Below are 15,674 nucleotides of genomic sequence, written 5' to 3'. Positions count from 1 at the left end.
TCACCTTCTTCATCTGAAACTATCAGGAAAAATTCAATTTGCTCCAGAAGCTGGATCCAATAAATCATCGATCTCATCTTCCGACAGTTCATAATGATAGAACTCTGAATAGAATTCCTTAACATTGCCCCTGAGATCAAGATCGCTGAACTCTTGAGGATAGAGCACTTTAGCTGTCCAAGGAATACCGATTATCCTGTTAACACCAGGTGGCCTGTCAAACCAGCAAAATGGTGCATCCGGGAAAAGATATACCTCATCGTTTTTTACCGCAGTAATATCCTGCCATAGGGGGTCTTCATATACATTTTTGTAAAAATTTCGGTCGCCTGTGATGATAACTTCGGGATCCCATTGCAATACCTGTTCGATGGATACCTCTGATCTTCCATAACCCTGCTCAATGGGACACTGAGCTACATTGATACCACCACATACCTCTATCAACTGACTGTGCGCAGAACCTTTAGGATCCGTAAGCAGCCCATCCGGACCCTCTGCATAATAGACCCGTTTCTTTTCCTCTTCAGGTATCCGGGATGTTTTTGTAGTGACAGTGTCAAGTGTTTCTTTATAGAAGGAGATCAAAAGTCCTGCCCGCTCATTTTCCCCGAGAATTTCACCCATAAATCGTATTGGTTCTTCATAGGCTGTGGCATCAGTTGTCGCTTCAATACCTACAACCGGAATTGTACCGAATTTTTTCTGTCTTTCATTGATGGTAGAATTAACATCCCCACAACTGGTGTAGCCTTCAAAGATGATATCGGGACCCATGGAGATAATAGTTTCATAATTTCCATCCTGCTTACCAAACCATCCACCGATCACAGGAACAGCCCGGTATTCAGGTTTCAGATATGTTTCCGACTCCTGTGGCATAAAATTCCAGCCTGCCAATTTTTCTGGAGCCAGCATGTAAATGAGCATTGTTGCAGGAGGAGAGGTTGTAATTGCCTTGTCAACGTCAGCCGGGATTTCAACTGTCCTTCCTGCCATATCCGTTATCGATCTTGTGCTCTGCGCAGAAACTTCCTTTTGGTCTACGCATGCGCTTGTATATACCGCAAACAAGATAATAAATATCAATAGGATATACCTGAATTTTTTATGCATGAGAGTTCCTCTATGGTGAAAGTATTTTACTTCCATAACATATTACGATATGTTCGGATGGACATAACGATATATAAAGTTTTCTTAATTCAGCTTAATAACAACACTCAAGATTTACCCGGAAAAAGACACAGCACAGGTCTTTGCTACAGGTTCCGTGTAATTCAGGGAATCTTCCAAATACGATACAGGAAAACTTCTCAGGAACACGAAAAATTCCATACGTCAAGGGAAATGTATCGAGGTCTGCCCGTAGTGAAATTTGTACAGGACTGAAGAACCGAATTAAACCTTATCATTGGTAATTCCAAAGAGATATTCAATGAATCTGGCCATCACGACAACCAAAATTGCAGTAAAGAATAACCTCAAAAGCATGAATTTCCAGCCCAGGAACTGAAATTCCATTAATTCCTGAGGAATCTTCAGGCATGCCCAGGCCGAAAGGAAAATTATGACATTGGATATGCGGGCACCCTTTTCCAGAAGATGAGATGCTATGGGGAAAGCAACATACAGAGGACCGGTAGGCAGGGAACCCAGGAAAAAAGATAGGAAAATGCCCTTTTTTCCAGCATATTTACCAAGATATTTTTCGATCATACTGTTTGATACATAGGCTGAAAAAAGCCCCATTATCAACATGACCGCCGGAAGAATGAGAGCCATTTCCACCAGATATTGCCAAAAATATTCAGTTACACTCCCGGTTTTGGAAGGATATGTGTTGAGAAGCAGAAAGGCGACCAATAATACAATTCCAAGAAATGTCCAATCTTTAAGGTTCTGCTGATTACTGATCTGGGAAATCAATGCCATAACGTTGCCTCCATTGCCACTCCCACCAGTAAAGCAATAATAATGGCAATAACAAAACTTATTCCATTTCGAAGGAGTGCAAATTTTTTTCCGAGTTGGCTTATTTCCAGGGGTAATGTTACCGTACCAATCATTGTCAAAGTTGTGATCAAAGCGGCTACTGCGGTATAAGAGATTCCTTTTTCGAGCAGAGAAGCAGCCAGAGGAAACGAAAGTATTGCAGGGATGTGCATAATAGCCCCTGCAATCCCGATTAACAGAACACCACTTATCCCGGACTGCTCACCGATGAATGCAGATAACTGTTCAGGAGGAACAAAACCAAGGAACAAAGCAATCACAATGATTATGGCCAATGTCACAGGCAGAATTTGCATGAATCCTTTAAATGCAATGTTGATTGAAAGGATTGCTTTTGTCCTGTCGTCCATAAAAGCAATTAAGATACCTGCCAGAGCCATACCGTTTATAAGAAGGACAGCGGCGTTCATGGTCGAATCTTATTTTCTTTCCTGATTAATTTCATGTATATTACCATTCCTGCTGAGGCAACCATCAGAATTACCAGTATCACTAATATCCATGTATTACCAAGGATTTTATCTTTCAGAGAGATTGCAGGCAGTGTCTGAACCGATATTTTCATGGTGTCTGATAACTGAGTTTTACTTTCGGTGTCCTCATAACGAATTTCACTATTTATGGAATGGTTTTTAGATATAGTTGTTTCATCAACATTCAAACTGAAAACCCCCTGTGCAGTATCTCCGGCTTCAAGGGTACCTAGAAATGCCTGGTCATCGGTTGTACTGAAGGGTGTATACACGCTAATTTTAGCAGTGGCGTCTTTTGCAGGAAGATTGCCGGTATTTCTGTAAGTTACTTTCAAGACACCTCCCTCACCGCTCCTGAGATCAGACGTTACATTGACTACTTCAAAGTTTGCTTCCTTTTTGATGATTAAGGGAATTGTGTGATTCTGGGATCTTGCTTCATACCACATCCCAATTTCCACATCTTTGATATTCCCTTCAGCTGTAAGTTCATCCCCGCTTACCTGCACATTTTCCTGATAACCATAAACCGTCCTTAAGACAAGAAAATAGGTTCCTGCAGGTGCATCATCGTCGATGTCCACAATAAATTTCGGAGATGATTGGGTTTGTTCGCCTGAACGAAGGGTACCCGATTCCTGCGGACCTGATTTTACGTCGATAAAAGAATGCGGTGAAAGGAGGACAGAGGTGATACCGATTGCTGTTGTACGTTCGGTCTCATAACCTTTCTCTATTGCCTGGAGTTTTATGTCCAGATCATCATCAGCCTCATTTTCTATTTCAAATCCGGTAATTGTACCCTTATTTGCAAGATTGATATTTAAATTATAAATATCACCGCTTGAAAATTCATTATTCCCCAGTATATGTGCTTTCAGGTCAGGACCGCCATAGGTAGTATAGAAATTATCCCCGAAATTGAAATTGTCTGACCGTTGGGGAGAGACAGTCCAGTAAATTGAGTCATCATTTTCAATTTCTGAAACATTAAAATCAATAGATGTTCCAATGGCTGTTGAAGAGGAAAGAAAAATTAAACATAAAATTGTCAGCAATACAGTATTTCTAGCAATCATTTCATACACCCTTATTGTTTCTCTTATTTTTGACGGTATCACCTATCAAATAGATGATCAATAGCATGATTATTAGTAAAGCAAGAGTGGAAAGACTCATCCATTTATCAGAAGGTAAGACTTCTACTTTTGAAGATAACACATTTGAATATTGAATACCCTCATCATCAAAATATTTCACACTGCTTGAGATAGAATAATTCTTGGGGATTACATCCCTTCCTGTCGAAAATTCAAAACTGGCTGTTACAGTTTCATCGGGTTTGACATCACCAAGTGTTGCAATGGAATGTTCCATTTCCAGAGGATCCATAACAACAAGTTTTACAGATGCATCTTCGGCCACATTCTCACCTATATTTTTGTAAGTGATGTTAATGATACTCCCCTCATCGGCTGAAATATTGCCCCGGGAATCTGTGATCTCAAAGTTTGGAGATTCTTTTATTTCTACGGGAAAAGTTATACTCGTGCTGGCATTCTTATAATAGGAAACATAGGGATTTTCAGCAACATCACGCAGAATTTCATTGTTGGTAACCGTCCGGACCTGACTCTGATATGAATAAGATACTGCCAGGTTGAGGGAATAATTTCCTGCAGGTGCATTATTATCGATATCAATTGTATATCGTAAGGGATGCTCAAGAATCATACCGGGTTTTAAGGCTTTGAGCGTATACACACTCGTTTCAGGCCTGACTTCGATATAATCAGTTGAGGAGCCAAGTTCTGCTTTGACACCCTGTGCCACAGTCCTCATTTTCTCCTTTTCCATTTCATTTTGGGCTAATTCAATGTCCGGAGGATCCTGTGGAACCACATTGATCCTTAAAGCCTGAATTACCCCTTTATTTGCAAGATTGACTTCTATAACCCGGGTTTCGCCTTTTTCAAATTCTGGATTTGAGAGGAAAGAGCCCCGGATATTCGGCATCCCGGAAACTTCATAGTAATCTATTGTATTGTGCGGAGGTACTGATGTGACCCCAGCAGAGGCTCCTATGGAAATAGAAAATATCATCAACAAAAGGGTTACATAAATAATTTTTTTCATATATCATGACTTCCTTTTCTTCTATCACGAATCTTTTCCAGCAAAATCAGGGTCGCCGGGAATACAAAAAAGGAGGATATCAGTGCCAGAAACACGATCATTACTGTAATCAGACCGAAATTCTGGTTGATCAAAAAGGGAGAAACGATCAAAGCAGAGAAACCAAAAATTGTCGTGAGTCCGGATGTAACTATAGCAGATCCTATTTTTGTGCTGGCCTGCCTCATGGCCTCAATGGATGTTGCACCTTTCTCTTTTTCTTCATAGTATCTCTCCATTATATGAATCGCATATTCCGTTCCGATTCCAAGAATCATAGCCCCCAGGGTAGCTGTCATGGGACTATAGGAAAGCCCGGAATAATACATGACTCCCCCTGCCCATCCAATTACCATGAACATGGTTACCACCGGTACGAGAGCTTTCAGCCAGTCCCTATAAACAAAAAGCAGTCCGATGAAAATCATAATCACCCCGAGAAGCGTCATCAACAGTCTGCCGGTTGTAAGGGCACCAATAATAGCGGTAAAAACCACATTACTTCCGGTAATTGTAATCTCCGTATCCGGAGGAGATTGATACCATGCAATATCTTCCTGTATGTAATCAATAAGATTTCCCAACCCTTCCCCATCCAGATCATTATTTACACTTAATTCCATCATAAGAAGATTGTTTCCATGTAAATACGAAGCCTTCTGATTTTGCGGGATAGTATCATAGATTTTTGCAATTTCACTATTTGTATCCGGTATTGAGCCTGAATTCAGAGACTTCACAGCAGATACAATGCTAGTTGATCCATACACATTGCTATGTGAATCAACGATATATTCAGAGAAAGAATCCATCCATCTAATTAACCCAGGATCAGTATTATCACCTGTTTGGATCACCAGATAGACACTTTCTCCTCTCTCGGTAATCTTGTAAAAATTATCTATGTGTATCAGAGCGTCCATATCCTGAGGCACGAATTCTTTTTCATCTGTTTGCACAGGAACCGACTGATCCGCATACAATCCAAAAATACAGAGCATTCCAGCGATTATAAGTATCGGAACCGGATGATTCACTGTAAATACAGTTGTTTTATCAAGAAGACGTTCAATGACCGTGGGCTTACCGGAATTTGAATTTGTATCATTACCCTCAGAAGCGCCGGATAATCTCTTCTTATGTTTTCTGGCCAAGAGATAAATTGCAGGCACTCCTATAAACTGGGCTGCTATATAACACAGAAAAGTACCGATAAACAGCATTTTTCCAAAATCCCGTATCATTGGAACGGAAGATGTTAGCAGGGATACAAATCCCAGTGCACTGATACTATATGCTGTCAATATGGCAGGTGCGGTATGTTTGACCGTTTCTACAACTGCAGCTTTTTCAGAATCCTGTGAGGAAAATTCCTCCTCCAGCCGATTATGAAACTGGATCATATAATCGATTCCCAACCCGATAAGAATCGGGAATGCAGCCATAGAGACCATGGTCATGGGAATACCGATGTATCCCATAGCACCAAATGTGTAAATAATTCCAATACCCACTATAAATATCGGTAAAACCCTCCATCTGACACCCCTGAATGTCAGATACAGGGCAATTATGATAAGAAGAGCAGATGCACCAATCAGAGGGGGCATCGCCTGTCGGATTGCATTTTGCATTTCAATTGAAAATGCCTCTTCCCCTGTAACAACAACAGAAGTCGCCGGAGGGAAATCAGCATACAGAACGGATTTTTCTGTTTCACCCAGAATTTTTTCAAGCCTGACATCCGGGGTGTTCCCGGATGTCTGTATAAGAAAAAGGGTATGAGTGTTGTCAGGAAGGAGAAGATCGGTTTCCCCGTTTTCGGGCACTACAATATCATTTCGATTTTCAGGAACTTGCATCTTTCCTGTCTGCATATAGTTTGCAGTCTTGACCGCATCTGCTATGTGCAAAGTCTCAACAACTCCGGGAATATCGGAAACCTGCTGATCCAATCTGTCAATAGCTTTTAGAACTTCAGGCGATTTGATATCCTCATCTGATATCATTATCACTATAGAGTGAGCGCCCAGATACCGAAGATAAATATTTTCATAATCCTGATAGACTTTGGTATCTTTATCTACATAGGTTTCTGTACCGGTACTCATTCCTATTTGCTGTGCTCCCTGAAAAGCAACAAAAATGAATAAGAAGGCAATAAGGAGTATAATTAAAGGTCTTTTTTCAATAAAGAAACCTAATTTCTCAAACCTATCTTTAATTATAGCACCTCTTAAAAGTAAAATTGATTCATTGCACCAGATTCATTCTTGAAGAAGTTAAGTAAACTACATTATAAAAAGCAAACAGTTTCAAGAATGATACCAATTATCAATAGGCACAGTCTCCGACGTTCTTTATATTAATTAGATATCGGACAAAATTCTATATAACCAAACTAGCTAATCTGAAAAATATAAAGTCGATAGCTACTTCCAACAGCTTCACTCTAAAAATACATATCAGTTTTTAGAGTTTCAAGAGACAGATTTCCTGATCCGCTACAATGTATAGGATATAATACAAGTACATGAAAAACTCAATACGCAGCGCCCTAGGATATGAGGGATAAGGCATGTATCGACAAATGTCGCCACATGCCATAAGGATTGAAAAGAAAATTGTTTATATCGGCAACAAATGCACCTATTGTGGCAAATGTATCAAGGTCTGTCCCGTGGAAAATATTTCTGAATAACAGCCTAATTTTATGGATGAAGATTCAAATGGCACCATTTATTGCAAGATACAGATACGTTCCACCCAAAAGTACAGCCAACCAGAGAACCAGTTCAATTCTCATATATTTTTTAGTTTTCCAGCTCCACCTATTGGTGACAAACAAAGCTCCTAGCACCAGTGCTATGATACCCAGTGAACCATGAGCTAGAACTAATGGCGGGATTGAACCTGTGCCAATTATAGAAAGGTAAGCAGAATAGGCCATATACAATACAGATATTATTGCCAGAGAATAACCAACATTGATTATCTTCCCATGTTTTGGTATTCCTTCCTTCATAGATGTGCTTTTTTTCAAAGCTATATAGCCTATAACAATAAGCAATAAAGCTACTATTTGCAAAATCATTGAAAATATACGAAGTTCGGACATTGTTAATCCAAGCATTATAATCCCCCCACTTATTAGCAAACTGAAAGGTGTTTTATACATTAATTTACCAGCCCGGAGCTTATAAGTTTTTGGAGAGCAATAGTCAGTAGGATTAATCACTAGTTTTGTAGCATTGGGTTAATTAGTAACCGTAAATACAGCAAAAACCGAATATAGACCTGAAAAGGTAGGTTAAAATATGACCATTCCTGAAGAAAATTACAGAATTCTGAAACAAACGGGCGGAGAACTTGGAGCAAAAAGTGTCAGGCTAATTCCTGCAGAGAACATAATAATCGAGAACCGGACAATTCTGAAGTGTATATTTGGATGCAATGGTTACGGTAGTCAGGTATGCCCTCCTTTTATACCTACAGTGGATGAATTCAGGCAAATGCTGATGGAGTATCAGTGGGCCCTGCTTGTTGACTGGAAATCAGACAACCGGTTTTCCAGAGAAATAAGTGAGAATTTTATAAAATACAGTGTCACTTCCCCTGATAAAGAAGAGATTAAACATCGGCATGAGGAAAATATAAAAACTGTTATGAAGGAGCGCAAGGAAAGAATCCAGCCAGGAAGTATAGAACTTGAGAAACTTGCCTGGAAGTTGGGATATAATACTGCTCTTGCCACTTTTCCGGGCATGTGCACATGGTGTGCCAACAAGGATTATACCGATGTCAACTGTGCCAGTTCCCAGGGAGAATGCCATCATCCGACCATTCGCAGACCCTGCCTGATGGGTCTTGGGGTCAGGCTTGATAAAACACTGGAGAAACTGGGCATACCTTTCCAAAAATTCCCCATGGACGATACAATCCCCTCCCAGTATACGTTGATCTTGCTGGATTAATGGTCACCAATATTTACAGTAAAAGGAAGTGTTCGTTTTTACAGCTTCAAGAGACAGATTTTCTTATCCACAACAACGTATGGGATATGATGCCATGTGCAGGTAATTCTATCAAAGACCCTATTACAAGTGCCAATGCAATAAGTGGCTCTTCTGGAAAGGCTGTAAGTGCGATTGCAAGCACTATCGGGAAATTACGTGCAAGTGTTGTAAGGTTCAATCTGGCAGTATCCTGATATGAAAAGCCAAGATATCTTCCAACGGTTTGTTCGACAACGAAAACAAAAACAAAGAACATCAAGACCGAAGTTATGAGTTTTAAAATATATAAAAAATATTAATCGGAGAGTGACAATTAATGAGTATAATCAATTAATTGTATCGAATCACCTATTTTCTTTCTGATTGCAGCTTTCATCTGTTCAGCATGCGGACAGGCAAAACCTATTGGATTACCTTTTGTAATACAAGAAGCAAGAGCAATTGTATCGGCTCCGCGTCTGACCATTTCAGCAGCCCTTGTAGCTGCCTTTTTGCCTGGGCAACCACCACATGAAACAACACCTATCACTTCAATTTCGCCTTCAACGTCTTTGAAAGCAAGTTTTTTCTCCCTCATTACTTTAAAATCCGTTGTTGCAGGACACATATCCTCTGTTTGCATACATCTGATTAAACCTACTTTCATAATTCATTCTCCCATACTTCCAAATACACTTTCTGCCAGCAATACTGAAATATCCTTCATATCCAAATCTTCATCTTTTGAATTACATACACCGCCGATATGATGCATGCAAAAAGGACAATATGAAACCAGCATATCAGCATTCTCTTTGTAATCATTAACAGACAGCATGGCAATATCCGATGATATCCCCGGGAAGTTGGGTTTCAGACCTGCGGGTCCTCCGCAGCACACCTGTTTGCCATCGAAGAGTTCTTTTATCTCCACGCCCATACTTGAAAGTATATCCCTTGGTACATCTTTTGATTTTCTAACCGGGCAGGCATCCCTTACAGAAACCGTATAATCCAGTTTCTCTGGTTTGAGTGTACCATCGTTGATCATAGCTTTGAAAATATTGAGTGAATGCTCCACTTCAAAATTCAATTCACGGTAAAGGTCCGGATATTCACGGCTCAAAACCAGGTAGCATCCGGGACAGGATGCGATAACTTTCTTTACACCCAGAGATTCAATATAGTCTACGAATTTTTTGGCATGCTCTGCTGCTTCTTCAAGATGGCCGTTGTCAATCAAAAAGAGCCCACAGCATTTCTCCTCCTTCAAGAGCATCGGCTTGATACCGGCATGATTGAGCAAACGAATGGTAGACCTGGCTATATCAGGCTGGCTGTATGCAACCCAGCAGCCTGCCATATATGCTATCTCAGATTCTTCGGCTATTTCAAGGTCATGGGTAACCCAGTCAAATCTCTTTGAAGGATCCATGGCTCCCGGACTGTTATGCTCAAGAATGTTTTTTGATATTGCTGTTGTCTTGGCAGGCTCTCTGCCCTGCTGTGCTAATAACTCCCTTTCATACTGGATAATATCAGTAATAGGGATGTCGACCGGGCAGACATCATCACAGGCCCCGCAACGTGTGGAAAGATAAATATTGTCCATCTCATCCTGTGTCAGTTCTTCACCTGCAACGATCTTTGCAAGGGATCCAATCTTTCTCTGCGGGGTAAAAAGGTTGCCCTCCGTCACCATGTTGGCAGGACAGACCTCCCAGCATTTCTTGCAATCTATACATGAATCAATCTTTTCCTGAAAACGATACATTGGTCCACCTTTTTGTCTAGAGTGAATATACTTTATCAAGACCATCTTTAATACATTTTGGGACTAATATCAATCAGAGGATACTTTTTTTATATACGGCCCAATGATCATATCACTGTACGAACAACCTGCAGGAACCTTTGGATAAAGTATCTCTTCCCTGTCTGTGAGAACTTCAAGGAAAGAAGGGCCTTCTGCATCCAGGAAATATTCAAGAGACTGTCGCAGCTCTTTCCTCTTATTAACCCTTTTTGAGTAATTGAAACCAAAGGATCGGGCAATTTCTGCAAAGAGAATATCCTTTGTTCGCCGGGTTCCGGTACGGATTCCACCGTATGCAACATCCTGAAGGTTCAAAACCATGCCGTCACTCATATTATTCAATAGCAGTATCTTGACCGGCAGGTCCAGAGATGCTATTGTATGCAGTTCCCCAAGATTCATTTTTAGGCTACCGTCCCCGTCAATGGCAATGACCTTTGAATTCGGGTTGGCATAATGTACACCAATGGCTGTGGGAACTGCAAATCCCATGGTTCCGAATGACCCTGAGGACATGAAACTCTGCTCCTGTTGCATCGGAAGATACTGGGCCGCAAGCATCTGGTGATTGCCGACCCCTGTTGTAATCTTCATGGTCTCATCAATAAAACCAGCCAGCATCCCCATTGTCTCAGCTGCCTGTATCCTGTCTGAACTACGGTTGTAATCCAGTGGCCAGGATTGTTTAAGTTTGGCTGCATGTTTTTGCCAGCGACCAATATCCAGTTTGATATTGTATCTTTTGGCATAGGCCAGCAGATCCCCAAGGGCAGTGGCAGCATCCCCTATGAATGTAAATTTTGGGAAACGTTCGATCTTGATCTGGTGCATTTTCTCGGGATTTATGTCTATATAAGCGATTTCCGCTTCGATTCCAAAACCGACCTTTTCCGCAATCCGGTCATCCCACCGGACACCGATGGCAAAGAAAAAGTCATTTTCCTGGATGATCATGTTTGCATAGGGTGTACCAAACATTCCGAGCATTCCCAGGTTCAGTTCGTCCCGCTCGTCCACAATTCCCTTTGCCATCAGTGTATTGACAGAAGGTATTTTGAAATAGTCATTAAAGGCATGTATAGCCTGTCTGCCTCTTCTGGAATTGAGCCCCCCGCCCAGATAGAGCAGGGGTTTTTCAGAGTTTAGAAGTAATTCATAGAATCCTGCACATTGCCGGTCGCTCAGATGCCGATCGTCATGATAGCTTTGCTCAAATATACTGACATCCCTTGCTCTGTATTCATGCCTTTTCTGCTGTTTATCAAGCGGGAAATCTATGACTACGGGACCGGGTTTTCCTGAACAGGCAAAATAATAGGCGTCCTTGACTATCGATTCAATATCATCGTTGTTGGATAGCTGAATGACCTTTTTTGCAGCGTCCTCGAAAATACCGCTTACATTGATATGCTGGAAGGAGTCGGTCCCTATTTTGTGTTCCGGAACCTGGCCTGCAAATACAAGCATAGGTATGCTGTCCCCATAGGCATCGGCAACTCCTGTGAGAGTGTTGGTTATGGCAGGGCCTGAAGTAACCATGGCAACACCTATTTCATCTCCTGATCTTGAGTATCCGGCTGCACTGAAGGCAGCAGATTGTTCATTGGAACTGATGGTTATTCCGATATCGCTGTCATGCAGGGCATGAAATACCGGAAGAATGGCTGCACCAGTATAACCAAAAACGTGTTTGACCCCAAGGTCCTCCAGACATTTAACCAGAACTTGCGCCCCGTTCATTTTTTCCATTTTGATTCCTCCGTAATCTACGAAAGAAAAACCAAACGGACCCAAATTACAGAATGGATTAATGATCAAAATAAATGATCAGAAAAAACCAGAAATAGTTCCTTGAGCCAGAATGGTTTTCCATTTCCTGCTCAAGCTACGAGTACTACCACTACTGCTATGTCATTTACGACTACATCACAGGTTGTGGGAGTATCTATCATTAAGAATCTAAATGAGAAAATGCTATTTAATAATTTCGCCAGATTATGTCCCCGTTCTAGCATTCTGCTTCATATTATGCAAATCCTTCTTAAGAATCTTATATTCTTCACTTAGCATAAGACATACCAAGGAGATTTTTGCCATAATCAATATTCCTATATACCATCCATTCAATAAAATCCAACAACAATGAGGGAGCAGAATACATAGTACACGATACGTAATTTTTGATAAAGGATGATAAATTATGAAGATGTTACTATTTGATACCGAATATTTTTGGTTTGACACTTTTAGTAAGACCCTTGAAAATGTAGAAGACATAAAAAAAGAAGAAAAAATAGAAAATACTGCTGTTGTTTTCATACATGTTGAATTGGAGGATGAAGAGAGGAAAAACAAGGTAGTTAAAAATGCTGTGAAAACTTTCAAGTGGTATCTTAATAAAGTAGATAAAGAAAAAATAGTTTTGCATTCTTTTGCCCACCTCTCATCAAGTACATCTTCTCCTGAATTCGCAGCGGAAATTATTTCTGAAATTAAGGAAAAATTAATCAACAAGGGAATTGAGGTCCATACAACACCTTTTGGCTACTTTTCTGAATTTTCTATCCATGTTCGTGGCGAATCTCTTGCAAAAATATTTAAAGAAATCTGAAAAACATCAAAATATATTATAAGCAAATTCCGGATCGGCAAAAATGAAAATAAGAGAAAGCGGAATGCCCGATGAAAATGTATGGGAAGGGTTTTTTGGAGTAGACGAGATCCTTAAAAAACTGGGTTTGAATGATAAAATTGCATATGTAGCCGATTTTGGTTGTGGTTATGGAACTTTTACAATTCCAGCTGCAAAGATAATAAAGGGGAAAGTCTACGCCATCGATATAGAGTCAGAAATGATAGAAATTGCAGAACAGAAGGCAAAAGTGGAGAATTTGGGCAATATTGAATTACTGCTTCGTGATTTTATATCAAAAGGCAGTGGTCTTGAAGGCGAAAGTGTAGATTATATTATTCTAGCCAATATTTTGCATGTGGAAGAGCCGGAAAAACTACTCAGAGAAACTTATAGGGTTCTGAGACAAGAGGGGAAAATAGTAATCATTCATTGGAATTATGATCCGACAACTCCAAGGGGGCCACCGATGGAAATTCGGCCTACACCAGAAAAATGCATAGAATGGGCAATATCCTCAGGATTCAAAAATCCCTTGACATATGACCTTAAGCCATACCATTATGGAATTGTCCTTAGTAAAGGGAAAAATTGAGATCGCCTCCCTTCACAGGGGTTTTTCTGTTTTATATTTTCTCAAAGGAAAACAAGTCCCCACACTCTAATCCCAGGTTCCTGCAGTGTTTCAGATAACAATTGGATTATGTTTATTCGGACAAACTTCATGATAGTTATTGCAGCATTCCCATCTATTTTTTATTAATATATTAGATGCTTGATTTTTCTTCAAATTCTCAACGCAGATTTTTTCAATTACAGCATCATTTAAAATTATTTGAAAGCATTAAATTGGAATGTAGATTTATGACTGATGTGATAATCTCAGAACTTTGTCTGTTACATACCAGAACCTTTATTAGTAATATCTTACAACCTGACTTGGTGATTTTTTGGTAAAAAGAGCATTGCTGAGCGTTTCCGACAAAACAGGAATAGTGGATTTTGCACGCGGGCTCAAACAACTTGATGTAGAGATCATTTCAACCGGAGGCACGGCACGCATGCTCCGGGATGCAGGAATAGAAACCATTGACGTATCAGAGATCACCGGATTTCCCGAGATGATGGGAGGCAGGGTTAAGACACTTCACCCAAAGATACACGGTGGCCTGCTTTGCCTGCGGGAAAATCCGGAACACGTCAGCGACGCTGAAGACCTTTCCATTGAACTTATCGACATGGTGGTAGTAAACCTCTACCCATTCGAGATAACCATATCCAGAGAAGGAGTTAATCTGGAGGAAGCCATCGAGAACATTGATATCGGCGGGCCTTCCATGCTCAGGTCAGCTGCCAAGAACTACAAATCTGTTACAGTGCTTAGTGACCCCGAAGATTACGGACATATTCTCAAGGAACTGCGCTCAAGTGGCGTGGTATCCCGGGAAACCCGGGAAAAAATGGCAGTCAAGGCTTTCCGCCACACGGCAAACTATGACAGCACAATTGACACATACTTAAGCCGCACCTTGCTTGGAGAAGACATCCTTAGACTCAATTTCACAGGCGGCAGAGAACTGCGTTATGGAGAGAACTGGCACCAGGAAGCATTATTTTTCTCCCAGCCGGAAATTGAGGGACCCTCCCTTGCAAACTGTCGCCAGCTCCATGGCAAGGAACTTTCCTACAACAACTATGTGGATGGGGATAACGCCCTCCAGACCGTCAAGGAACTGGGTCAGGAAAAACCAGCAGTATGCATCGTCAAACACAATAATCCCTGCGGTCTGGCAACCGGCAACACACTCCTGCAGGCACTCCAGTCCGCCTGGGACGGCGATCCAATATCCGCCTTTGGAAGTATCATATGCACCAATGTCCCGATGGATCTCGAATCCGCCAAATTCCTCAAGGGCAAGTTCGTGGAGATCATAATTGCTCCAGAATTTGAGCATGATGCACTGGACTTTTTGAAGAATAAGAGCAAAAATCTGCGCCTGCTGGAACTGCCACAACTCAATGAATCCTTTGATGCGGAATTTACCTACAAGTATATTGCAGGCGGTATGCTCAAACAGTCCCGCAATATTGGGCTGTACGATAAATGGGAATGTGTCACGGAAACTCCCTACCCGGAAGAAAAAAAGGGGCTGTCGGAATTCTGTATTGCAGCCTGCAAATGCACCAAATCCAATGCTGTAAACCTGTCATGGGAATATGATGAGGGATGCTACATGATGCTTGCCATGGGTGCCGGCCAGCCCAACCGGGTGGATTCCATCCGCAAACTCTGTGCCACCAAGGCCCGGGAAAACCTGAAGGAAATTTACGAGAGGGAACAGCCGGACATTGCCTTTGAGGAGTACTGTAACAGTATCTTTGAACAATGTGTCCTGGCCTCTGATGCTTTCTTCCCCTTCGATGACAGCATCATCCATGCCGCTGAGAACAATATCAAATACGTTGTTTCTCCCGGAGGATCAATCAGGGATAATGAAGTGATAGACACCGCCAACCGGCTGGGAGTCTCTCTGGTATTTACCGGAATGAGGCATTTTTTGCATTGA

General features: G+C 41.2%; 16 protein-coding genes. 6 read left to right on the top strand and 10 right to left on the bottom strand.

Features of this window, described 5'->3' with window-relative positions; genetic code table 11:
• Positions 1-33 precede the first annotated feature (33 nt).
• The 6 genes from MMAH_RS00780 to MMAH_RS00750 all read right to left on the bottom strand — a co-directional run bounded on the left by MMAH_RS00780 (position 34) and on the right by MMAH_RS00750 (position 6,838).
• Positions 34-999, bottom strand: a complete 966-nt coding sequence (locus MMAH_RS00780) for an ABC transporter substrate-binding protein (protein WP_245526235.1) — start codon at positions 997-999, stop codon at positions 34-36.
• 402 nt (positions 1,000-1,401) lie between these two features.
• Entirely contained in the window at positions 1,402-1,935 is a 534-nt protein-coding gene (locus MMAH_RS00770; protein WP_013036633.1) for a permease, read from the bottom strand.
• Positions 1,926-2,426, bottom strand: a complete 501-nt coding sequence (locus tag MMAH_RS00765) for a permease (RefSeq protein ID WP_013036632.1) — start codon at positions 2,424-2,426, stop codon at positions 1,926-1,928. Before MMAH_RS00765 ends, MMAH_RS00770 begins: the two co-directional genes overlap by 10 nt.
• Positions 2,423-3,568: a COG1361 S-layer family protein gene (locus tag MMAH_RS00760; protein ID WP_013036631.1), complete on the bottom strand. Its 1,146-nt coding sequence runs from the start codon at positions 3,566-3,568 to the stop codon at positions 2,423-2,425. Before MMAH_RS00760 ends, MMAH_RS00765 begins: the two co-directional genes overlap by 4 nt.
• A gap of 1 nt (position 3,569) precedes the next feature.
• The gene (locus tag MMAH_RS00755) at positions 3,570-4,625 is read right to left on the bottom strand and encodes a COG1361 S-layer family protein (RefSeq protein WP_013036630.1); all 1,056 of its coding nucleotides are present in this window, start codon (positions 4,623-4,625) and stop codon (positions 3,570-3,572) included.
• The gene (locus tag MMAH_RS00750; RefSeq protein WP_281033916.1) at positions 4,622-6,838 is read right to left on the bottom strand and encodes an efflux RND transporter permease subunit; all 2,217 of its coding nucleotides are present in this window, start codon (positions 6,836-6,838) and stop codon (positions 4,622-4,624) included. The genes MMAH_RS00755 and MMAH_RS00750 overlap by 4 nt, the downstream gene beginning before the upstream one ends.
• 404 nt (positions 6,839-7,242) lie before the next feature.
• On the opposite strand from MMAH_RS00750, the gene MMAH_RS10260 reads away from it, so the two are divergent.
• A complete protein-coding gene (locus MMAH_RS10260; RefSeq protein WP_083774816.1) occupies positions 7,243-7,365 on the top strand; it encodes a 4Fe-4S binding protein in 123 nt (40 codons plus the stop codon).
• A gap of 24 nt (positions 7,366-7,389) precedes the next feature.
• Here the strand turns inward: MMAH_RS10260 and MMAH_RS00745 are convergent, their stop codons facing one another.
• Positions 7,390-7,797, bottom strand: a complete 408-nt coding sequence (locus MMAH_RS00745) for a hypothetical protein (RefSeq protein ID WP_157198668.1) — start codon at positions 7,795-7,797, stop codon at positions 7,390-7,392.
• Between the two features lie 184 nt (positions 7,798-7,981).
• Between MMAH_RS00745 and MMAH_RS00740 the strand changes: the two genes are divergently transcribed.
• Together MMAH_RS00740 and MMAH_RS10560 are read left to right on the top strand one after the other, a co-directional pair.
• Positions 7,982-8,638: a DUF2284 domain-containing protein gene (locus MMAH_RS00740; RefSeq protein ID WP_013036627.1), complete on the top strand. Its 657-nt coding sequence runs from the start codon at positions 7,982-7,984 to the stop codon at positions 8,636-8,638.
• An 86-nt stretch (positions 8,639-8,724) separates the two neighbouring features.
• On the top strand, positions 8,725-8,874 hold the full coding sequence (locus MMAH_RS10560) for a hypothetical protein (protein ID WP_172632560.1): 150 nt from the start codon (positions 8,725-8,727) through the stop codon (positions 8,872-8,874).
• 119 nt (positions 8,875-8,993) lie between these two features.
• On the opposite strand, the gene MMAH_RS00730 is transcribed toward MMAH_RS10560, so the two are convergent.
• The 3 genes from MMAH_RS00730 to MMAH_RS00720 form a co-directional block, all read right to left on the bottom strand.
• Entirely contained in the window at positions 8,994-9,326 is a 333-nt protein-coding gene (locus tag MMAH_RS00730; protein ID WP_013036625.1) for a CGGC domain-containing protein, read from the bottom strand.
• Positions 9,327-9,329: 3 nt separating this feature from the next.
• Complete coding sequence (locus MMAH_RS00725) at positions 9,330-10,433, bottom strand: (Fe-S)-binding protein (protein ID WP_013036624.1); 1,104 nt, start codon at positions 10,431-10,433, stop codon at positions 9,330-9,332.
• Positions 10,434-10,502: 69 nt separating this feature from the next.
• On the bottom strand, positions 10,503-12,224 hold the full coding sequence (locus MMAH_RS00720; protein WP_013036623.1) for a thiamine pyrophosphate-binding protein: 1,722 nt from the start codon (positions 12,222-12,224) through the stop codon (positions 10,503-10,505).
• 451 nt (positions 12,225-12,675) lie between these two features.
• On the opposite strand from MMAH_RS00720, the gene MMAH_RS00715 reads away from it, so the two are divergent.
• From MMAH_RS00715 to purH, 3 genes are all read left to right on the top strand, one after another.
• On the top strand, positions 12,676-13,086 hold the full coding sequence (locus MMAH_RS00715; protein WP_013036622.1) for a threonyl-tRNA synthetase editing domain-containing protein: 411 nt from the start codon (positions 12,676-12,678) through the stop codon (positions 13,084-13,086).
• A gap of 43 nt (positions 13,087-13,129) precedes the next feature.
• On the top strand, positions 13,130-13,702 hold the full coding sequence (locus MMAH_RS00710; protein ID WP_013036621.1) for a class I SAM-dependent methyltransferase: 573 nt from the start codon (positions 13,130-13,132) through the stop codon (positions 13,700-13,702).
• Between the two features lie 355 nt (positions 13,703-14,057).
• Entirely contained in the window at positions 14,058-15,674 is a 1,617-nt protein-coding gene (gene purH, locus MMAH_RS00705; protein ID WP_013036620.1) for a bifunctional phosphoribosylaminoimidazolecarboxamide formyltransferase/IMP cyclohydrolase, read from the top strand.

The organism is Methanohalophilus mahii DSM 5219 (assembly GCF_000025865.1).
GTDB lineage: Archaea > Halobacteriota > Methanosarcinia > Methanosarcinales > Methanosarcinaceae > Methanohalophilus > Methanohalophilus mahii.
Note: the sequence above shows the minus strand (reverse complement) of the source record. Positions and strands in the feature narration are given on the sequence as shown.